The sequence below is a fragment of the Actinoplanes sp. NPDC051405 genome, assembly GCF_055586185.1.
The window spans coordinates 1-20793 of sequence record NZ_JBVJIR010000035.1 but is presented as its reverse complement, the minus strand read 5'-3'; the positions used below and the strand labels follow the sequence as shown (position 1 = coordinate 20793).

Below are 20793 nucleotides of genomic sequence, written 5' to 3'. Positions count from 1 at the left end.
CCAGAAAGCCGGCCCCCGACCGGCCAGTCGCCCGGCTGGGCGGCGACCGTCCCGCCTGCGAACGTCAACGGTGTCAGTCGAGAGCACGACCAATTCGAGGAGCACCCGATGACCACTCCCGAAGCACCCCCGTCACCGGCCGCGAAGGCCACCAGCGAACAGCGGGTCGCCAAGCTGTTCGGGCTGGAGGGTGACAAGTGGACGCGGCACGCCGACCCCGTCAGTGTCTGGACCCGGTTCTCGGCCCTCCCGCTGCTGGCGTTGTCGGTCTGGAGCCGGGACTGGATCGGCTGGTGGTGCCTCGTGCCGGTCGTCCTCACGGTGGTGTTCCTCATGGTCAACCCGCTGCTGTTCGGCGAGCCGCGGTCCACCCGGAACTGGGCGTCGCGCGGCGTCTTCGGCGAGCGGGTGTGGTCCGAACGCGCCTCGGTCGCGACCCCGGCCCAGTTCACCACCACCGTGGTCGACACCGTGGCGGGCCTGGTGATTCTGCAGGCCGCCAAGGCCTGGTTCATCGACCGGCAGGTGCTGCTGTTCGAGGACCTGAAGACCCGCCACCCGCAGTACGCCCGGTGGGAGTACTGAGCCCCTCTAGCGACCGGCCGCGGCGGGCTCCGCGATGATCGTCAGGTCCCTGATCACCTCCGAAGCGGCGATCGCGCCGAGCGCGGTGAACGGTTGCCGGCCGGGTCTGTCGTCGCGCCTTGACCTGCCGTGGACGTGGATGTCCTCCAGGGTCTGGTCACCGAGCCCGTCGGGATCACCGACGGCGATGCCCGGGTCGAGCTCGACGACCACGGTGAGGTCGCCGGCCACCCGTTCGATCCGGCTCTGCACCCCGGCATCCTGCGGCGCCTCCCGCCGCCAGCCCCGCCGTTCCAGGCCGAGCACGCGCGTGGCGGGCACCTCGGCCCCGAGGAACCGTTTCAGGCTCTCCTCGCCGGCCGGGTAGGTCTCCCGGCTGAGCTGCGGGAACGGCTGGACGATCTCGTAGTCGGCGAAGACCTCACCCCACGCGGGCAGCGTGTCCCCGAGGTCGAGCGGGTGCGCGACGCCGACCGTGACGTCCTCGGGCAGGGCGTACGGCTCGTCGGCGGCGTCGGCGTACCTGCGGTCCTCCGCCACCCGGAAGGAGGCGCCGTCCGACACCGTCCAGACGAGCCGCCGCACGATGTGCCAGAGCAGCGGATGGCCGGCGAAGTACCGGGCGAACTCCTCCGGGGTCCACCGCCGGCCGGTGACCATGGCCTGCTCCAGCCGCCGCACCTGATCGGCGGCGACTGTCCGAACGTCCTTCTTCAGCGCGGTGAACTGCTGGTAGGCATCCTCGGCGAGCGGCTCCGAAGGCTTCGGCAGCGCCTTGAGCCGCTTTCCGGTGGCATCCGAGACGTAGGGCCGGAGCTGCTCGTCGAAGCCGACCCGGAACTGCCGGGATCCGTAGTCGAGCGTCATGCTCCCGTCGGCGCTGAGGCCGAAGTCGGGCACGAGCCGGTCGGCCAGCTGCTCGGCGGTGAGCCCGAGCGAGTCGGCCACCTCGGTGATCTTCTCCTCGGCCGCGGTCTTGAGCCCCTTGAACTTGGCCCGTTGCGAAATGCCGTACAGCCGCATCAGCGCCACATCGCTGCCGATCGCCGCCAGCGCCCGGACCCCGGCGACCGCCTTGGTGTGCCCGCCCTCGCCCGGCCACGCGAGGATCAGCGGGGTGAGCCGCCGCACGGTGGTGTCATCGCCGAGCAGCGCCAGGGCGTCGAGCACCCAGCTCTGCTTGGCGTCCGCCCCGGCGAGCTGCCAGGCCTCGAGCAGTCCCCACGCGAACTGGGCCAGGTCGTCCGGCTCGCAGGCGGCGGCGGCGTGTCCGATCCCCGCATACGGTTCGTCCATCTTGGAGACGGCCAGCATGGTGATCAGCGCGCCGACCGCGGCGGGCGGCAATGCTCCCGAGCCGTCGCGCAGCCGCACCGGCGGTAGCGTCGCGGGCACGGCCCACGGCGGGTTCGCCGGCAGCCGGGCGGGCAGCAGCGTCAGCGGGTCGCGCGCCAGCAGCGAGGAGATCGCCGAGGCCGCTGCCGGGCCGTACGCGGACGCCGCCGTGCGGACCGTGGCAGCGGGCAGGGCCAGCAGCGCCGCCTCCGCCTGCCGCCGGGCCGTGCCCGCTTTGCCGAGCGCGGCCGGGACCAGCGCCCGCGCGGCGGCCTCCGCGTGCCGCAACAGCCAGGTGAGCGCCGCCGGCCGGGCGCTCTTCACCCGCGTGTAGCGATCGGCCATGAACGCGGCGACCGCCGGTGACGAGTACGGCAGCAGGGCGTCGGTCAGCGCGGGCGAACGCTCGGCCGCGCCCTGCACGAGCGGAAGCGCGTCGAGCCCGAACCGCGCGGCGGCCACCTTCACCCACTCGCCGAACACAGCCGCCCGTTCCGGCTGCCACGTGGGCAGCAGGGGCCGGACCAGCTCCTCGGGGCCGCCGGTGAACAGCATCGACGCGAACCAGACGTTCGAACCCGACGCCACGCAGCGGGCGGCCTCCTCCCAGGTGATCCAGGGCTGTCCCCAGTCGCCGGGAGTGTCGAGCCACCGGTCGCGTTCGCCGTCGCGCCACTCGAGGGTCGCGGGGTCGGCGCAGCTCAGGCCCGCGATCACGACCGGTTTCGGGGGCTTGGCGCGATGCAGCCACGGTGGGCCGGCCAGCACCGGCGGGACGGCTGCGAGCGGCGCGTACGAGACGGCGGCAGCAGCATCGGCCACTCCGCGCACCCGTTGCGCGGCCGCGGCACCGAGCGAGGGCAGAACTTCGTCAACCAGGCCGAGGTGCGCCAGCACGTGGGCGCGCAGCATCGGCGAACCGGCCTCGGCGAACAGCCGCATCGCCCGGGCCGGGAAGCGCGCGGCCGCATCGAGCACCGCAGCGGGCACGTACTTGCGGTCGAGCCGGGCGAGCAGCTCCTCGAAGACCGCGTCGTCGTCCATGTCGGTCAGGACCGAGAGCATCCGCTGCTGCGAGTCGGCCGTCATGTACGGGATGTCGAACCAGACCAGCACAGCGCCGGCCGCCCCCGGCCCGAGCCCGTCGGCGAGAGTGGCCAGCACCGCGGACATCGGCAGCGACCACCAGTTGTCGAGGTGTGGCGCAAGGGCCCGCGCTTGCGCCGCAGTGCCCGCCGCGAGCAGCAGGAGCGCGGCCAGCTCAGGCTCCGGAGCGCCGTTGGCGAGGACCGTCCGCACATCCTGCTCGACCCAGTCGCGTTCGCCCGGCAACAGGACGGAGGTGGCGACAGCCGCGCTCCAGTGCCGGTCGCGGTACGGCCGCAGCGCCTCGACGACCTCCGCGTATTCGTCTTCGGTCGCCACGGCGATCGCAGCCCGGACCCGGAGCAGGATCTGCCGTTGCGGGCCGCGATGGGCAGCCTCGCCGAACGCGACCGGCGCGAGGGAGAGGTCACCGTAGGTCGCCGGGTTGACGCGCTCGCCTTCCCGGACGCCCAGCAATGCCTGCTCGACCGCCGCCCGCGCGGCGAACAGCAGGCCGTGGCGGGCGATCCAGAGATCGGCGAGCGGCGTGAGGAGGTCCCCCTTGTCCTCCGGATACTGAATGCGGAGGCTCATTGCCGTGAGGGCTCCCGCCGCGCCCAACGGCGTCACGTCCGGGTCGCCGTCGAGCCAGGCCCGGACCGCCGCGGCGAGCGGCCGAGCCGTCCCCGGCGCGTCGAGGATCGCCAGCACCGCGGCGCGTTCCGCGGCCATCCGTTGCTCGGCCGCCTCGCCGCCCTTCACGTCGATCACGAACGGCGGGGCATCCACACTGCCCCGCCGCACGAACCGGTGCCGCCGCACAAACGCCGGAACATCGCCCACGTTGATCCACGCCTCCCCCATGAGAACTGTCCGAAGGCTAGCGGCCGGGTACGACAAGACCGGGACGTGGCGCCGGTCGCCTAGGCTCCGGCTGTGCGGATCGGTCGACGGCGCCTGGGCGCCGCCATCGCGGGAGGCCTGCTGGTCGTCCTGCTCACCCTGGGCGCGCTTGCTCTCGTACGGTGGAGAGCCGCCGGCGTCCCGCACGCCATCTCCCCACCCGCCGGGGCGGTGCTGGAGTCCGCGGGGTACGAGCGGGTCGTCCTGGACCGCGGCGGCATCATCGCGCGCGGCCTGCGCAACGACCGTGGGTCGGCGACCGTGCGCACGTACGCGATGCCGCCGGGATCGCCGTGGCTGCAGTCGCGGAAGATCGTCGCCACCCAGCTCGATCATTGGGAGCAGCTCGGCGATTGTGCCGACGACCCGCGGGCCCGGATCGTGGAGTGCGCCTGGCGGGAGCCCACCCGCTGGTGGCCGCGCGAGGTCCGGCTCACCATGATGCGCCCGGCGCCGGACCGCACGTTCGTGATCATCGGTTCCGGCCGGGGCGAATAGCGTCAGCAGTCGAAGGCCGACCAGCAGATGTCGTTGCGCAGGCGCTGGTCGTCGAGGACCAGCTCGCGGATCGCCGCAGGGAGCTGATCGCGTTGCCACCGGCACTCCCGTCGCCCGGCGGCTTCGCCCTCGGCTGCTCGGGCCGCCTTGATCGCGTACGCGGCCGCGCCGAGCTCGTGGGCGGCGACGTGGGCGACGACCGCGGCCTGCCCGGCGGCGTACGCGGCATGCCGGGCCGCGCCCGTCAGGTCTCGGGCCGCTCCCATCGCGTGACCGCCCGCCGCGCGGGCCTGCATCATCTTGACGTCGCCGCGGACCCACGCCCGGGCGTGCTCGATCGCCTGGCGCGGTCGCGGGTCCGCGGGCCGGGCCACCTCGAAGAACGGCAGGACGTGCTCCGCGCACGAGGCGGCCCACAGTGCGAGGAGCCGGTGGTCGGCGTCGGTGAGGGTTCCGCCCCGGCGGATCGTCACGAAGCGGGGGTCACGGATCTTCGGCAGAATCACGCGGCCTGCCCGCCCTGGCGCAGGGCCCGGTCCAGGGCACTCATCAGCTGGGCGACCCGGCTACGGCCGGCCGGCGCGGGTGGGTAACGGCGCAGAACGTCGATCAGCGCCGGTGTCGCCCGGTGCAGAGACCGTTCCAGCAGGGCACTCCCGGCCGCGGGATCGTCGCCTGCCGTCAGCTCCCCGATGCGCGCGGCGCTCGCGGCCGCTCGCAGGATGTGGCCGACCTGGCCGGCCCGGGCGATGGGGTGCAGGTACGCGGCCGAAGCGGCGTCACCCGCGCACCGCGCGGCCAGCCGCGCCGCCTCGGAGGGCGCGGTACGGGCGACTCGATGAGCGTCGAGTGAAGCGACGCGCTGCCATGTCGTCCGGCGCGCGCCGTTGATGAACGCCCAGCTCGCCTCGATCGCCGCCCGCGGGCGCGGATCGCCGGGTACCGCGTTCTCGAAGACCGGCAGGACGTCCTCGGCGTGCCGGACCACGTAGCGCGCCACGACGCGCAGCTCGTCCATCGCCAGGTCGAAGTCCCCGGACACAGTGTCGGTGCTCAGCGCCATGTCGATGAATCGTATCGTTGAACCGCCGATTGAGACTTGGCTAGCACGCGGGAGGCGTCGGCCGGTGGGTCCGGCGGATGTGCCAATCTGGACCGATGGCGACCGCCGGCGACCGCGCCGACCCCGGGGCGAAGGTGGAGTTCTGCCGGCGGCTCGGCGACAACTGGCGGGACGTCGCCGATCTGATCGGCATCCCCTCGCACGAACGCCGAAGCTTCAAGGCCGGCGACGAGCCCCGCGCGGTGTGGGAGTGGGCCGAGTCCCGGCGCCGGCTCCCCGACCTGCGTGCGGCGCTGCCCGGCGCGGGCCGGGCCGACCTGGTCGAGCTGGTCCAGCTCGACGATCTCGCGCCGAGCACCTCCACCCCGCGGCATTACGCGCCGACCCGGGCGGCCCTCGACGGGGCGGGGATCGTCCCGCCGCAGCGCCGGTCGATCGTCGACGGCGTGTTCCTGCCGCGGATGACCGAGGTGATCGACCAGCCCGCGGTCATCGCGGTGGTCGCCGACGCCGGCATGGGCAAGAGCGTGCTGCTCGGGCAGCTGTACGACAGTGCCGCCGAGCGCGCGGACCTCGGAGTCGTCCTGCTCAGTTGCGCGGCCCTCGTCGGCGGCCGCCCGGCCGATGTGCCGGCGCTCGACCGGGCCGCCGGACAGGCCACCGGCTGCGGTGACTCGCTGCTCGCCGCCCTGGCCGGCCTGCGTGACGCGTACGGGCGGGCGGTGCTGCTGATCGACACGGTGGATCTGATCCTGGACTCGTCGACCGTGCCGGTCCTGTCCCAGTTCCTCCGGCGCGTCGTGGACGCCGGGGTGGCCGTCGTGTGCACCTGCCGTCAGTTCGAGTTCGAGACCTTCCTGCAGGGTGTGGACGGGCGGGCGCCGCTGCTGGCGGGACTCCTGCGATCCGTACGCCTCGATCCGCTGAACCGCGCGGAGGTCCGCTCGTTCGCCCGCGAGTTCCTGCGGCACGGTCCCGCCGCCGACGATCCGGATACGTTCGTGGACCGGCTGCTGTACCTGGGCGCGCGGCGCAGCGCGGTTCTGGAGATCTGCAGCAACCCGCTGCTGCTCTCGCTGGTGTGCGAGTTGTTCGCCCCGGCGGGCGAGCCGCCCGAGGACCTGACCGTCTCGCGGCTGTACCGGGCCTACTGGGAACGCAAGATCAAGGTCGATCGGGCCCGGCCGGCCGCGGATCCGGGCGCCGCGCCCGCGCGGGTCGAGGTGTGCCTGAACGCGGCCCGGTACCTCATCGCCGCCGCGACCACGACCTTCGTGGAGGAGTTCGAGGATGCCGACGTGGTCGGCGACGACCGCCACCGGGCTGCCCTCGACGGCCTGCGCAGCTCCGGCGTGATCGTCGGCGGGTCCGGCGACGACCGACTGCGCTTCTTCCACCAGACGTGCGCCGAGTTCGTCATGGCCCGCTACCTGCTGCGCGACCTCGCCGCCCGGGAAGCGTTCCTGGCCACGCTGGACCGCGCCGGCGCCGACAGTCACCTATGGCCCGTCATGACCCAGCTGCTGTACGCGACCGGCCGCGACTGCGACAGCGCCAGCTTCTCGGAGCTGCTGGACCGGCTCGACCCGCAGGTGCTGCGCGGCTGGCACGCGGCCGTGACGGCGTGCCTGGCCCGCGGGGACAGCGATGCCGTACGCCGGCTGGCGGCCACCGCGAAGGATCTGCCGGCCACCCACCAGGAGCTGTTCCTGGCGGGGCTCGCGACCATCGACGAACGCCTGGCTCTGACCGGCGTGGAGGTGGCGGCCGACCTCATGGCCGGGTGCGCGACGAGCGTGCTCAACCTCGCCTCGAACACGGCCGGCGCCCTGCTGGCCCGGATACCGTCCACCGAGCGGACCCGGATACTGGGCCGTCTGCTGGACGTCCTGACTGAGGTGGGTAGCGGGCTGGACGCCGCGCAGCGCGAAAACCTCGGCCGGCACCTGCTCGTGCGGTCGAAGCCCGGCGACCTGGACGCGGCCGGGCTGGAGGTGCTGCGGGCCGCGTACCGTGGCGTCGGCCATCTGGGCCGCATCGAGATCGTCCGCCTTCACCGGGGCGCCGGGCCGATGGCGCTGGCGCACCTGCTCGGCGCGGCCCTGTACCGCACGATGCCGGCGCCCAAGGTCTCACCGGCCCGGGACCAGCTGGTCGAGGCGGTCGTCCAGGTGCTCGGCGATCCGGCCGCACGGGCGGTCCTGGGCTGGCCGGGATGGCGGGAGATGATGGTCCGGAGCTACCACCGGGGATGGGACGACATCCAGTGCGCCGCGGTGGTGACGCTGGCCGGCGCCCGGGAGCGGGACGGCGCGCCGCGCATCGGTGACCTGCTGCCGCTGCTGTGGGACGACGACCAGCGAATCCGGCAACGGGCCGTCTATGTCTGCGGCACCCTGGCGGAGCAGCGACCGGTTGACGTCGCGGACGCCCTCGCGGCGCTCCCGGCACCGCGGACGCGCGCTGTCGTGGAGGCCGCCCGGTCGCTCGCGAAACGGCTGGGCGAGCTGCCCGAGCCGCAGGCCCGGCGCCTCGTCCACTGGCTGCTCGCCGCCCTCGACCCCGAAGACCCCGAAGACCCCGAAGACCCCGAAGACCCCGAAGACCCCGAAGACAGCGTGAAGCCCGGCGGCAGCGCGGAGCCGCCGGCGGCGGCGGACGCCCCGGCGGTCGAGCAGGTGCTGCAGGGAGCGGCGAACTTCGCCCGCCAGGAGATCCCGCTGCTGGCCTCCGTCCTGGCCCGGATCGGGCAGGTGCCGCCGGGCAAACGGCGGGACCGGGTCCTCGCCGCGGTGCTGAACGCCCCGCCGCGCGAGATACCCGCGCTGGCCCCGGCGTTGCGCGCCGCCCTCGTTCCCGGCGGCTCGCTGGAGCTGCAGGCCCGGCTGGCGGGGCTGCTCGCCCCGGTCGACGAGCAGGCCCGCGAGGAAGCCACCCGGTTCATGCTCGGTCCGGACGCCGCCCACGCACGGGCCGCAGCCCGGCGGATGGCCGCCGCGGCGATGGCCTGGAACTGGTACGACAACGCCTACCTCGCGCGCCTGCTCACCGCCCCCACCGACGGCGTGGTCGAAAGCGCAGTGCAGGTCCTCGCCGCGGGCCGGGAACGCGGGGAGCCGCTGGGCCCGGAGGTCCGCCTGGCCCTGCGACAAGCGCTGGCCGCGACGGCCTCGTCCCCGGTGTGCGGCCAGATCGTGTCGATGCTGCGGCTCGACCCCGCCACCGACGGCCAGGCCGACGCCGCGTCGCTGCCGGAGACCGTTGACCTGATGGCCACGCGGGCCCGCGAGCTGCCCGGCCCGGATCAGCAGGATCTGCTCGCCGCACTGGTACGCGGAGCCCTGGCTTTGCTGGCCGACGCGCTACGGGCCGGACTCGACGACGGGGCCGTCGACCGGACCCGGCTGCTGCTGCGGGACCTGCCGCTCGACCAGGTACGCCGCAGCGAGGAACCGGTCCGTACCCTCTGCGCCGCCCTCGACCTGCGGGTGCCGGGCGCCCTCGAGTCCCTGGCCGGGGTGATCGGCGAGTTCCCCGTCGGCGCGCAGCTCGGCGTGGCCCACGCGGTGGAGCGCAAGTACGGGGTCGCCTCCGCCCTGTTCCGTGACCTCGCCACCCGGGATGGGGTGGACCCCCAGGTGGAGGCCTATGTCGTCGGCCGTCAGAACTGACTGCGGGCGCGTCCGGTCCGCTGGGCGTTCGAGGTGGGCAGATCCGCGGATGCCAGCAGGGCCAGCTTGTCCGCGTCGCTGGAACCGGCGTCCGGGTGATACACGACGAGCATCAGCGCGTCGGTGCCGCCGATGCCCAGCCGTTCCCGGTTGAGGGTCAGCGCGCCGAGCTGGGGGTGGTTCATCCGGATCGGTGTGCCGCGCTGCCCGCGTACCTCGTGGCGGGCCCAGAGCTGGCGGAACCGGGGACTCGCCAGGGACAGCTCTCCGGTGAGCTCGATGAAACGGGGATCGCCGACGTCGTTTCCCACGGCCTGTCGCAGGTTGGCGACGAAGCATTCCGTGACGGATTCCCATTCCGGGTGCAGGGCCTGCTCGGCCGGATTCAGGAACAGATCTCTCAGCTGATTGCCGCCCCCCGCCAGGCCGGGGGAAAGCGCCCGGGCGAGGCTGTTCGAGGCCAGGATGTCGAAATACCGGTCCTCGATGAAAGCCGGCTGGATGAGGGACTCGACGAGCTTGAGCACGCCGGGCGGCGGCGTCTCCTTGCGGGGCCGGCGCCGGCGCTGCCGGGACACCTCGGCGACCAGCGTCAGCAGGTGAGCGAAATGGTCCTCGTCGAGGTGCAGGACGCGGGCGATCGATTCGAGCACCTGCATCGAGGGGTGGCGATTGCGGCCCCGTTCCAGCCGCAGGTAGTAGTCGGCGCTGATGCCGGCCAGCATCGCGACCTCCTCGCGCCGCAACCCCGGCACCCGCCGTACGCCCACGTCCGGAATCCCCGCCTGCTCGGGCGTCACCAGCTCGCGCCGGGCCCGCAGGTACGCACCGAGGGGATTGGTCGTCTCGCTCACCGGGCCAGCTTAGAACTCGGCACGGCCGGCAGAGGGGGTCCTGTCGTTCCCCTGGCACGAGAGGGCTCTGGCTCGCCCGAACAGCCGGGCATAGCGTCGCTGACAGCCCCGATCGGGCAGCCATCGCGACAGGAGAAACCGACGAATGACCATCACACTGATCACCGGGGCCAACAAGGGCATCGGTTTCGAGACCGCCCGGCAGCTGCTGGAACTGGGTCACGTCGTCTACGTCGGCGCACGGGACGCCGAGCGGGGTGAAAAGGCCGCGGCGACGCTCGGCGCCCGATTCGTGCAGCTCGACGTGACCGACGACACCTCGGTGCGGAACGCGCTGGCGACGATCGGTGCGGCCGAGGGCCGCCTCGACGTTCTCGTGCACAACGCGGGCATTCTCGCCGACGACGAGCTGGACGGACCGGCCGCGCTGCGGGCGTTCGACACCAATGCGGTGGGCATCGTCCGGGTCACCGAGGCGGCGCTGCCGCTGCTGCGCAAGTCGTCGAACCCCACGGTGGTCACCGTCTCGAGCAGCGCCGGTTCGTTCTGGGCGGTGAACAACCCCGAGCGGCCCGAGTACCACCTGCCGCTCGCGCTCTATTCCGCGTCCAAGACGGCAGCCACCATGCTCACCGTCCAGTACGCGAAGGCGCAGCCCGGCATCAAGTTCAACGCGATCGAGCCCGGCACCACCGCGACCGACATGACGCGGACTTCGGCGTCGGCCGGCCGCCGGCGGAGAGCGCGGCCGTCGTGGTGCGCTTCGCCACGCTCGGCCCGGACGGCCCGACCGGCACCTACCAGGACGAGAACGGCGTCCTGCCCTGGTGACTCAACCTTCGAACGTCACGTCGTAGAACAGCTCGTCGCGCCGGTCGAGGGTGGACAGCAGGGTCGCCCGTTCGGCCAGACGGCTGTTCGTCAGCTCGTGCGGGATGCCGGCGTACGTGTCGTCCCAGGTCGAGATCGCGGCCCGGCGCGGGCGGTCGTCGGATGGCACGGCCGGCATGATCGCGTCGAAGACCTCGTCGGTGGGCGTGCCGTTGTGGCTGCCGTGATGCGAGACCTTGAGGAAGTGGACGGGCTTGAGCACGTTCTGCCGGGCCATCGTCCGCCAGCTCCGGATCTCGGCGTCGCCGGAGAAGAGCAGCCGCCAGCCGCGCCATTCCAGTGCGAAGACGATGCTGGTGTTGTTGGCCGCCTTGTCGATCGCGAAGAGGTTGTCGACCGCGCCGGCCCGGCGGGCCGCGACGAGTCCGAGGAAGGCGCCCGCGTCGACACCCGGGGGCGGTAGCGGGTCCGGCGCGGTCCGGGCCCGTCGTCCTTCCGGCCGCTCGGGTACGGCACCGGAGTCGAGCGGCAGCATCCGTCCGTAGTAGGCGGAGGTGTCCTCCTCCGGCGCCCAGACCGACAGCTCGGCCTCGCGGAACGGATGCATGCCCCGCAGCTTCGCCTCGCGGTGCACGTAGTGGGTCCGGGCAAGGTTCAGAGTCCGCAGATACGCCACGCACTGCTTGGTCTTGGTCGGGTCGTTGTTGGCCAGCATGTCGAGCACTCCGGGCGCCGCCGCCGCGGCCGTACGAGCGGTCATCAGCGCGGCCACCCGCCGGTACATGGCGTCGAAGGCCAGGCGCTGTTCCTTGGCCTCCGGGTGCTTGCCGTTGTCGTAGTAGTCGGGCGCGGCCGAGGCGGTCAGCCACAGGTGCCGGATCTCGAGCCGCTCCGCGAGCTTCAGGCGCGGCAGGCGTTCGGCGGCGTAGAACAGGCCCTGGACGTGATCGAGGTGCTCGTGGGTCATCACGTACAGGTCGAGCGGGTGCCCGTCGAGCTGGTCCAGGATGTCGCCGACGACGGCCTCGAAGACGTCGTCCTCGCCGCCGCGGCCGGTGCCCGCGACCTTGGGGGCGTTGCCGACGTCGATCAGGATCCGCCGGGTGACGGTACGCCCGGTGGCCGGGTTCCGGTCCGGGACGGTCACCAGGATGGCGTCGCCGAAGCGGACGTTGTACATGCGGACGACCAGGTCCTCGGACATCAGCGTTCCCCTGCCATGATGTGCAGCATCCGGGCCATCCCGTGCACCCGCAGGACGCCGGAGGAGACGTCCGCCTCGATCGCGCCGTGCAGCGGCGACGGGCGGCTGACCGGCGCGGCGGACACGTGCAGCTGCTCGCGTTCGATCAGGTTCTTGAGCATCGCGTCGGTGGCGTCGCGGTCGGGTTGCAGACGGGTGGAGGTCAGCAGCGCCCGCACGTACGGTCCCGCCGGGCGGTCGAGCCCGATGGCCAGGGTGGTGCCGGCCCGGTACCGGCGCCGGCCGGGCAGGCCGCCCGCGGAGCCGTTGTCCTCGGTGCCGGACCAGGAGACCTTGAACAGCACCTCGCGGACCATGCTGTCGCCGTCGCGGTGGTAGTACTTCTTGGTCACGTCGAGCCGGGGACGCACCTCGAACGGGGTGTCCGGCGGGATCCCGAGCCACCGGCGGTTGCGCTGGGCGAACCGGTAGGCGGCGAAGTCGGAGGCGATGAGCCCGGCGATGTCGGCGTCCCGGACAGCCCGGTGGGTGAAGTCGGTCCGGACGTCGAGAGGCTTCCGCGTGGGCACGATGCCCCGGGTGACGCACTCCTGGACGAAGCGCTTGCGGACCTGCGGGTGGTCCGGGTGCGAGGCCTCGTCCGCGGCGAGCACGGCCCGCGCGAGATCGGCGAAACTGACATCACCCGGCGGCAGGTAGTCCAGGCCGCGGATCAGCATGCGCTTGATCTGTTCGGCGGCCTCGAAGAGCGCCTTCGGCGCCACGGCATGCTTGCGGAGCTCCTCGTACGTGTGCACCAGAACGCAATAGACCGCGCCCGACAGCACCGTGGAGAGCAGGTGCGGGTCGTGATCCGGAACGTTCTTCATGGCGGCGCCGCTGTTCAGGTTGCGCAGGTGGTGGTTCTGGAGGTCCAGCGCCATGGCGAACTCCTCGGCCAGACCGCTGAAGACGTTGGTGTCGTCGATCCGCCCCTGGGAATCGGCGAGGACGCGTTCGGTCAGCTCCTTGCAGCGCAACGAGACGAGCAGCGACGCGAGGTCGGCGACCGCCTCGTGGATCGCCAGCGACTGCGGTGAGATCGCGGAGTACAGGTCCGGGGCGATGCCGTCGAGCAGCGCGTGTGCGGTCTCGTGGGCGACGATGTCCTGCGAGTTCGCGGTACGGACCCAGGTGCCGGGCCGGTGCGCGACGGTGAACTGGAAGAACTGCAGGCTGTGCGAGTCACGCTCGTAGTAGGCGTTGGCCATCTCGCCGGCGCGGGGCACGACCAGCAGTTGCGGCCCGTCGAAGGCCCACTCGACGGTGCGGCCGAGCGCGTCCCGCTCCTCGAACATGGTGATCGTCTTGTGCACCGCGCCGAACACCGACACCGCGGTGGCGATCGTGTCGACGTCCTCGGCGTCCAGGCTCACCGGGCGCGGCACCTCGTACGAGCCGCGCTTGGCCCGCCCCCTGGGCGGGACGAACCGGGCGGGCGGCGCCAGGGCTCCGCTCGCGGGCTCGAAGTCGAGCACGGCGACCCGCGGTGAGATCGGGCCGTCGAGGAACATGTCGGCGTCGACGGTGATCTGCTCGGTCGGCTGGATGTCCTTGTACCGGATGACGACGGGGTCCTTGACGATCACGGGAACGCTGACCCGCATGACGCACCTACCTCAGGTGATGGGTAGTCGGCTCGGTTTGGCGAGGGTGGGGTCGACCCGGCTGCGCAGGGCGGTGTCGGCGATCGCGTAGCCCCAGTTGATGAGAGCTCGCTGGGTCGGCTCGTCGAGGCGCGACAGCCCGGTGGGGACCGTCCGGGCCCGTTGCACGTCCGCCTCGGCGATCGCCACGGGATCGGCCAGGCGGTAGTCGGCCGGTTGGGTCCGGAGCCCCCAGTACGCCCCGTCCCGGACTTCCCGTTGGTAGGCGGCGATGAGCTGGATCTTGCGCAGGGCGCGTACCTGGCTGTCGACGATCTCCAGGACGCGGATGCCGTGCCGCGCCCAGTCGCGTGCCGGGGCGGGCTCGGCGTCGAACTTCCCGCCGCCGTCGCTGACCAGCAGGCGACGGCAGCGGTACCAGGCGGTCTGGAGTCCGAGGTTGTCGTACACCCCGCCGTCGGAGAGCCAGACGGACTCGCGGAACGCGGCCGCCTGATGGACCCCGCCCGGCACGGCTTCGAACCGTCCGGACGGCGTGATCCGGTGCGGGGACAGCACCGGCGGGAACGCGCTGGAGGCGGCGACCGCGTCGGCCAGCGTGATGCCGGGTTCCCGCCACAGCCCGACTGTCCAGTCCCCCGCGTACGGGCGGGAGAACCGGAACAGTTTCCCGGTCTGCACGTTGGTCGCGTTGATGACGAACCGGGGACCGGCGCCGTCCTCGGGCAGCGACCGCAGCGTCGCGCCGTGGAACAGGTGCCGGTCGTAGGCCTTGGCAACCGTCTCGGCTACGGTCCGGCCGGGCAGCAGCGCGCCGGTCAGCACGGACTTCTTGTCGATCGACCGGCCGGCCATCGCGCGCAACGGGGCGATGACCCGCTCGGTGAGCGCGCGGGCCACTCCGCCGGGCCCGAAGTCGAGATCCCGCCAGGCCAGGGCGAGCACGGCCGCGGTGATCGACCCGCCGGACACGCTCGACACCCGGTCGAGGGTGCGCAGCAGGCCGGTCTCGTTGAGCCGGATCAGCGCTCCGGCGTGGAAGAGCATCGCGCGGTAGCCGCCACCGGACAGGCACAGAGCGGTGCCGCTGGTGGGCTCGGGGCGGGCAGCGGGGTCGCTGATCGGTAGCGAGGCCGCTGACCCGGTGGATGTGGCGTCGGGCATGGTGGCACCTGCCTGTGGCGGGCCGGGTATGCGCTGCAGCAGCGTCAGAATACGTCTCGGACCGGCCGGCCAGGCCGGGCCGGACAGTCGGATAGGTGACCCGCTGTGACCGGGTCAGGGCAGCCTGATGGTGAAGGTCGTACCTCTACCGGGGGCGCTGTCCACCTCGACGGTGCCGCCGTGCGCGTCGGCCAGCTTGCGCACGATGGCCAGCCCCAGGCCGCTGCCGCCGGTCGCCCGGCTGCGGGACTCGTCGGCGCGCCAGAACCGGTCGAAGACCTTGGGCAGGTTCTCCGCGGCGATGCCCACGCCGGTGTCGCGTACGGCGATCGTCGAGCCCTGCGCAACCACCGTGACCGAGCCGCCGCGCGGGGTGTAGCGGATGCCGTTGGACACCAGGTTGCCGACCATCTGGCGCAGCCGTACCGGATCAGCCGACACCACCGGGTCGCCGTCCACCTCCATGGCCAGCCCCACCCCGGCCGCGTGCGCGGGCGCGCGCTGGCTGTCCACCGCCTGGACCAGCACGTCCCGGACGTACGTCGGTTCGGGGTGGATGCGCAGCGTGCCGGCGTCGGCCGCGGACAGGTCGCTCAGGTCGTCGATGATGTGCTGGAGCAGCACCGCCTCCTCGTGCAGCAGCTCGAGCAGCTGCCCGTCGGTCGGGGCCAGGTCGTCCTGGGCGGCCTCGAGCCAGCTGCGGATGTTGGTCAGCGGGGTCCGCAGCTCGTGTGCCACGTCGCTGACCATGGCCCGGCGCTGGGCCTCGGCCCGGTCGCGGCGCTCGGCCGAGTCGTTCAGCGCGCGGGCCAGCCGGCCGATCTCGTCCTGGGTGGACACCAGGGCCGGGGTGTGCCGGTCGGCGGCGTCGGTGAGGGCGCGCAGCGGGCGGATCAGGCGGCGGCCGACGAGCACGGTGATTCCGATGGTGGCGAGCAGGACGCCGCCGGTGGTCGCCCCGATCCGGATCGTGTTCTGCCGGGACAGGGTGAAGCGGGTCTGGTCGGAGCCGGTGTCCGGGTCGGTGACGAACAGCAGGGCGGGCGGTGCCACGTACGGCTGCAGCATCGCCCGCCGCGACTTCTCGACGCAGCCCCGGATGCGGGCGGTAGCCCGGGTGCTGCCGGGGTCGAACAGGTCCCGCGCGCTGAGTGCGGGCGCGACCTTCGGGTCCGTACCCTCGACGGGGTCGGCCTTCTCCACGTACGTCGAGAAGTCGGGCCACACGCCGAGCCGGTAACCCGGCGGCGGGCCGGCGCAGCGGGTGACCGATGCGCCCAGCTTGCCCAGCGGCTTGGCCTCGGCCCTGGTCAACGCGGGCAGCTTCGTCTCGCAGGCCGCGATGACTTTGTCGGGGCCGTTCACCGTGAGCGCCGGCCGGCCGTTCGGCAGCTCGGTGATCCGCCCGTCCGAACCGATCCGGCGCACGCAGCTGAGCTGGTCCTCGGCGATCTTCCGCAGCTCGGCCCGCTCGCCGGCCGGGAGCCGGAACGGGCCGACCGCCCGCGCGTCGATGCGCTCGGTGCCCCCGGTCAAGGCCAGGTCGAGGTTGAGCGGGTCGACGGTGGCCGACGGCCGGGCGGCCACCAGCGACGGGCCCGGGCCGGAGTCGGCGATCACCACCCGGTCCGCGGTCATCAGCGTGATGCGGCGGCCCAGCTTGGCGGAGCGGGCCCGGATCAGCGCCGGCGCTCCGGACCAGTCGGCGTGGGTCGCCGCGTGGCCGACGAGCATGTCGTACACGCCCTTGTCCTCGGTGAGCGAGCGGCCCTGCTCCTGCCGGATGGCGCGGGTGGCGGTGCTGGCGGCCAGCCAGGCCGTCGCCGCGGTCGCGGCGATCGCGATCAGCACGGAGGTGACCAGCAGCCGGGTCACCAGGCTGTGCCGCAGCGGCACCCGGCCGCGGCTCATCCGGTCTCCGCCGAGCCGGCGGACAGCCGGTAGCCGACGCCGTAGACGGTGATCAGCTGGGCGGGTCGCTGCGGGTCGGTCTCGATCTTGCGGCGCAGGTTCATCACGTGCACGTCGATGGTCCGCTCGGTGGAGCTGCGGTCGATCCCGCGGGTGTGGTGCAGCAACTGGGCCCGGGTGAACACGCGGTCCGGCTGCTCGGACATGGCGGCCAGGATGGCGAACTCGCCACGGGTGCACTCGACCGGTTCGTCGCCGACCGTGACCTGGTGCAGGGCGGGGTCGACGCCGATCCGGCCGATCCGGCGCAGTCCCGGACCGGCCGGCGCCGGGGCGCCCCGCGACGCCCGCCGCAGCAGCGTCCGCACCCGGGCCATCAGCTCCCGCGGGCTGTACGGCTTCGTGAGGTAGTCGTCGGCGCCCAGCTCCAGGCCGAGCAGCAGATCGTCCTCGGTCGTCCGGGCGGTCAGCATGAGCACCAGCACGTCCGACTCCTCGCGCAGCGTGCGGCACACGTGCAGCCCGTCCAGGCCGGGCATCATGACGTCGAGCACCACGAGGTCGGGCCGCCGGCGCCGGGCCTCGTCCAGCGCGGCCCGGCCGTCGTGCACGACGTGCGCGTCATGGCCCGCCGCGGTGAGGTAGCGGCGGACGACCTCGGCCTGGCGGGGATCGTCATCGGCAACCAGGACACGGGCACGCATGGCGGCGATGATAGGCCCGCCGGGCACGCGGAGCGGAGTCCTCGGCGATACCTGACAGCTTCCTAACGATCTCCGGCGACGCTCGTCGGCATGCATCCGAAGCTCGACTCCCCGACCGAGGTGATCCCCCTCGTCCCGGACCCGCCCCGCCGGCGCCGCAGCGCGGTGAAATGGCTCGCCGGGGTTTTGGTCGTCGCGGTCCTCGCGGTCGTCGCCGGGGTCCTGCTGACCCGGCACCGGGCGTCCGGGAGGCCCGCGGCGCAGGCGCCCTCGGCGGTCGAGACGGTCAAGCTGGAGCGCCGGGACCTGTCGACCACCAAGCAGCTGAACGGCAGCATCGGCTTCGGGGCGCCCCGCCCGGTCTCCGGGCACACCGAGGCGACGGTGACCTGGCTGCCGGCCGTCGGCGCCACGATCAAGCGGGGCAAGCAGCTGTTCCGGGCCGACGACAAGCCGGTGACACTGTTCTACGGCAAGATGCCGCTCTACCGGCCGATCGCCGGGCGCAACCTGGTCGGCCGGGACGTACGGATCATCGCGGACAATCTGCGGGCGCTGGGGTACGGCATCGGGCACCAGCCGGCGCCGGGCGAACGGGTGACCCAGCCGGCGCCGTCACCCCCCGCGAGCACGGCACCCAAAGCCGCCACGAAGGTGCAGGTCAAGTCGGGCGAAGGCGTCCTCACCACGGGGCTGACCGCCGCGATCAAGAAGTGGCAGCAGGACCTCGGCCGGCCGGTCACCGGGCAGGTGGCGGTCGGCGACGTCGAGGTGCTGCCCGGTGCGGTCCGGGTCGACTCGCTCGCCGTGCAGCCCGGTTCACCGGCGAACGCCCCGCTGATGTCGGTCACCTCGACCCGCAAGGTGATCACCGTGCCGGCCGAGCTCAGCGACGCCGCCGTCCTGGAACGGGGCAAGCGCGTGACCGTGAGCCTGCCCGACGACCGTACGGTCAGAGCCAAGATCTCCTCGGTCGGCCGCACCCTCGCCGCCCCGGAGGGTGGCGTGGCCGACAGCGCACCGACCATGACCGTGTCGGTGACCGTCGACGACCCGAAGGCCATCGCCGGCCTGGACTCGGCGGACGTCCAGGTGAACGTGGCCGGCCGGACCGTCGAGGACGTGCTGGCCGCGCCGGTCGAGGCACTGATCGCGCTGACCGAGGGCGGCTACGCGGTGCAGGGCCCGCAGGGACTGGTCGCGGTGCGGACCGGGATGTTCGCCGACGGCTGGGTCGAGATCAGCGGCGACGGCCTGGCCCCGGGCACCGACGTGGTGGTCGCGTCGTGACGGACGAACCCGTGCTGCGCGTCCGCGACGCGAGCATGCGCTATCCCGGCGGCGTGACCGCCCTGGCCGGGGTGAGCCTGGACATCGCCCGGGGCGAGATGGTGGCCATCGTCGGCCCGTCCGGGTCGGGCAAGTCGACCCTGCTGAACATCATCGGTACGCTCGACCGTCCCACCTCGGGCACGGTCCGGATCTCCGGGCAGGACGTGGCCACGCTCAGCGACCGGCACCTGTCGGCGCTGCGGGCCCGCGAGATCGGCTTCGTCTTCCAGCAGTTCCACCTCACCGACGGGCTCAGCGCGGCCGAGAACGTCGCCACCGGCCTGCTCTACGCCGGGATACCCCGCCGCCACCGCGGACAGCGGGCCCGGCACGCGCTGGCCCGGGTCGGCCTGGCCCACCGCGCCGGGCACCGCCCGCACGAGCTCTCCGGCGGCGAACGGCAGCGCGTGGCGATCGCCCGCGCGCTGGTCAACCAGCCGTCGCTGGTGCTGGCCGACGAACCGACCGGCGCCCTGGACACCACCAACGGCCAGGCCGTGCTGAGCCTGCTGCACCGGCTGAACGAGGAGGGCACCACCATCGCGCTGATCACCCACGACCGGGACATCGCCGCGTCCCTGCCGCGGCAGATCGAGATCCGCGACGGGCGCCTGGTCCGCGACGCCGGGGCGGTGCGGCCATGAACAAGGTGGCACAGAGCGGTCCTTCGGTCCGCCCGGCCCGGCTGGCCCCGATGGACCTGCTGGCGCTGGGGATGATCGGCCTGCGGACCCGCCCGGCCCGCGCCGCCCTGTCCGGGCTGGGCATCGCGATCGGCATCGCCACGATGATCGTGGTGACCGGCATCCCGGCCTCCAGCCAGGCCGCGCTGGTCGACGAGCTCAGCGCCCTGGGCACCAACACGCTGCAGGCGATGGCGCTGCCCGACGTCGACCCGCCGGCCCGGTTGCCGGAGTCGGCGGTGGCCATGGTCCGCCGGATCGGCCCGGTCACCGGCGCGAGCGCAGTGGCCAACACCCACGCCGTGGTACGCCGCAACGACCGCACCGACCCGAGGGACGGCTCCGGCCTGACCGTGCTGGCCACCCGGACCGACCTGCTGCCCGTCATCAACGCGCGGATCCGCTCGGGTGCCTGGCTGACCGCAGTCACCGAGAAGTTCCCGGCCGTGGTGCTCGGTTCGGTCGCCGCCGACCGGCTCGGCATCACCGGGCTGCCCGCCGGCGCGCCGTCGCCCCAGGTGATGATCGCCGACCGGAGGTTCACCGTGGTCGGCATCCTGGCCACCACGCCGCTGACCCCCGACATCGACCGCTCGGTGCTGGTCGGCTGGCCGTCGGCGAAGTCCGAGCTCGGCTTCGACGGCCACCCGACCGTGCTCTACGTGCGCAGCGACGAGTCGCAGATCGAGGCCGTACGCGACGTCCTGCCCGAGACCATCTCGGCCGAGCGGCCCGGCGCGGTGATGATCACCCGGCCGTCCGACGCGCTGGCGGCCAAGCGGGCCACCGAACGCAGCTTCTCGGTGCTGTTCCTGGCCCTGGCCGGGGTGGCACTGGTCGTCGGCGGCATCGGCGTGGCCAACACGATGGTCGTCTCGGTGCTGGAACGGCGCTCCGAGATCGGCCTGCGGCGCGCGCTGGGCGCGACCCGCGGCCAGATCCGCGGCCAGTTCCTCACCGAGTCGGTGGTGCTGGCCACGGTGGGCGGGCTGGCCGGCACGGTCCTGGGCCTGCTCGCCACCATGGGGTACGCGGCCTGGCAGGACTGGCCGCTGGTGGTCCCGGCCGGCTCGGCGGTGCTCGGGATCGGCGGGGCGATCGTCGTCGGCGTGCTGGCGGGCGTCTATCCCTGCGTACGGGCGTCGCGCCTGACCCCGACGCAAGCGCTCGCCACCGTCTGAACGGGCGGGGGGGGGGGGGGGGGGGGGGGGGGGGGGGGGGGGGGGGGGGGTGTGGTGGGGGGGGGGGGGGGGGGGGGGGGGGGGGGGGGGGGGGGTGTGGGGGGTTGCCCAGCGCTTTTTTTTTCTTCTTTTGTTTTTTCTT

At 73.1% G+C, this 20793-nt stretch carries 15 protein-coding genes and 1 pseudogene; 7 read left to right on the top strand and 9 right to left on the bottom strand.

Annotated elements, in window-relative coordinates; all coding sequences use genetic code 11:
* Positions 1–108 precede the first annotated feature (108 nt).
* Positions 109–585, top strand: coding sequence for a DUF6653 family protein (locus ACZ6S4_RS43300; protein WP_465480460.1), 477 nt, complete (start codon positions 109–111; stop codon positions 583–585).
* Between the two features lie 6 nt (positions 586–591).
* Here ACZ6S4_RS43300 and ACZ6S4_RS43295 read toward each other — a convergent pair whose 3' ends face one another.
* On the bottom strand, positions 592–3870 hold the full coding sequence (locus ACZ6S4_RS43295; RefSeq protein WP_465480459.1) for a DUF4132 domain-containing protein: 3279 nt from the start codon (positions 3868–3870) through the stop codon (positions 592–594).
* Positions 3871–3942: 72 nt separating this feature from the next.
* On the opposite strand from ACZ6S4_RS43295, the gene ACZ6S4_RS43290 reads away from it, so the two are divergent.
* Complete coding sequence (locus ACZ6S4_RS43290) at positions 3943–4407, top strand: hypothetical protein (RefSeq protein ID WP_465480458.1); 465 nt, start codon at positions 3943–3945, stop codon at positions 4405–4407.
* Between the two features lie 2 nt (positions 4408–4409).
* Here the strand turns inward: ACZ6S4_RS43290 and ACZ6S4_RS43285 are convergent, their stop codons facing one another.
* Both ACZ6S4_RS43285 and ACZ6S4_RS43280 read right to left on the bottom strand, forming a co-directional pair.
* Complete coding sequence (locus ACZ6S4_RS43285; RefSeq protein ID WP_465480457.1) at positions 4410–4913, bottom strand: putative immunity protein; 504 nt, start codon at positions 4911–4913, stop codon at positions 4410–4412.
* Entirely contained in the window at positions 4910–5470 is a 561-nt protein-coding gene (locus tag ACZ6S4_RS43280) for a putative immunity protein (protein ID WP_465480456.1), read from the bottom strand. Before ACZ6S4_RS43280 ends, ACZ6S4_RS43285 begins: the two co-directional genes overlap by 4 nt.
* A gap of 95 nt (positions 5471–5565) precedes the next feature.
* Between ACZ6S4_RS43280 and ACZ6S4_RS43275 the strand changes: the two genes are divergently transcribed.
* Positions 5566–9141, top strand: coding sequence for a hypothetical protein (locus tag ACZ6S4_RS43275; protein WP_465480455.1), 3576 nt, complete (start codon positions 5566–5568; stop codon positions 9139–9141).
* On the opposite strand, the gene ACZ6S4_RS43270 is transcribed toward ACZ6S4_RS43275, so the two are convergent.
* Positions 9132–9995, bottom strand: a complete 864-nt coding sequence (locus ACZ6S4_RS43270) for a helix-turn-helix domain-containing protein (RefSeq protein WP_465480454.1) — start codon at positions 9993–9995, stop codon at positions 9132–9134. The genes ACZ6S4_RS43275 and ACZ6S4_RS43270 overlap by 10 nt on opposite strands.
* Before the next feature lie 145 nt (positions 9996–10140).
* Here ACZ6S4_RS43270 and ACZ6S4_RS43265 point away from each other — a divergent pair.
* Positions 10141–10662 (top strand): annotated as a pseudogene (locus ACZ6S4_RS43265) (SDR family NAD(P)-dependent oxidoreductase); the annotation flags it as partial.
* A gap of 165 nt (positions 10663–10827) precedes the next feature.
* Here ACZ6S4_RS43265 and ACZ6S4_RS43260 read toward each other — a convergent pair.
* The 5 genes from ACZ6S4_RS43260 to ACZ6S4_RS43240 form a co-directional block, all read right to left on the bottom strand.
* A complete protein-coding gene (locus ACZ6S4_RS43260; RefSeq protein WP_465480453.1) occupies positions 10828–12030 on the bottom strand; it encodes a ComEC/Rec2 family competence protein in 1203 nt (400 codons plus the stop codon).
* Positions 12030–13676, bottom strand: coding sequence for a gluzincin family metallopeptidase (locus ACZ6S4_RS43255; RefSeq protein ID WP_465480452.1), 1647 nt, complete (start codon positions 13674–13676; stop codon positions 12030–12032). The genes ACZ6S4_RS43260 and ACZ6S4_RS43255 overlap by 1 nt, the downstream gene beginning before the upstream one ends.
* 12 nt (positions 13677–13688) lie before the next feature.
* Positions 13689–14840, bottom strand: a complete 1152-nt coding sequence (locus ACZ6S4_RS43250) for a patatin-like phospholipase family protein (RefSeq protein WP_465480451.1) — start codon at positions 14838–14840, stop codon at positions 13689–13691.
* Positions 14841–14954: 114 nt separating this feature from the next.
* Entirely contained in the window at positions 14955–16751 is a 1797-nt protein-coding gene (locus tag ACZ6S4_RS43245) for a sensor histidine kinase (RefSeq protein WP_465480450.1), read from the bottom strand.
* Positions 16748–17455, bottom strand: coding sequence for a response regulator transcription factor (locus ACZ6S4_RS43240; protein WP_465480449.1), 708 nt, complete (start codon positions 17453–17455; stop codon positions 16748–16750). Before ACZ6S4_RS43240 ends, ACZ6S4_RS43245 begins: the two co-directional genes overlap by 4 nt.
* A 90-nt stretch (positions 17456–17545) precedes the next feature.
* Here ACZ6S4_RS43240 and ACZ6S4_RS43235 point away from each other — a divergent pair, with 90 nt between their 5' ends.
* The 3 genes from ACZ6S4_RS43235 to ACZ6S4_RS43225 are packed head-to-tail and all read left to right on the top strand — an operon-like array spanning position 17546 to position 20651.
* Positions 17546–18745 carry an efflux RND transporter periplasmic adaptor subunit gene (locus tag ACZ6S4_RS43235; protein ID WP_465480448.1) on the top strand — a complete coding sequence of 400 codons (1200 nt, stop codon included), beginning with the start codon at positions 17546–17548 and terminating at the stop codon, positions 18743–18745.
* Positions 18746–18756: 11 nt separating this feature from the next.
* Positions 18757–19431 carry an ABC transporter ATP-binding protein gene (locus ACZ6S4_RS43230; RefSeq protein WP_465480487.1) on the top strand — a complete coding sequence of 225 codons (675 nt, stop codon included), beginning with the start codon at positions 18757–18759 and terminating at the stop codon, positions 19429–19431.
* Complete coding sequence (locus ACZ6S4_RS43225; protein ID WP_465480447.1) at positions 19428–20651, top strand: ABC transporter permease; 1224 nt, start codon at positions 19428–19430, stop codon at positions 20649–20651. The genes ACZ6S4_RS43230 and ACZ6S4_RS43225 overlap by 4 nt, the downstream gene beginning before the upstream one ends.
* Positions 20652–20793 lie beyond the last annotated feature (142 nt).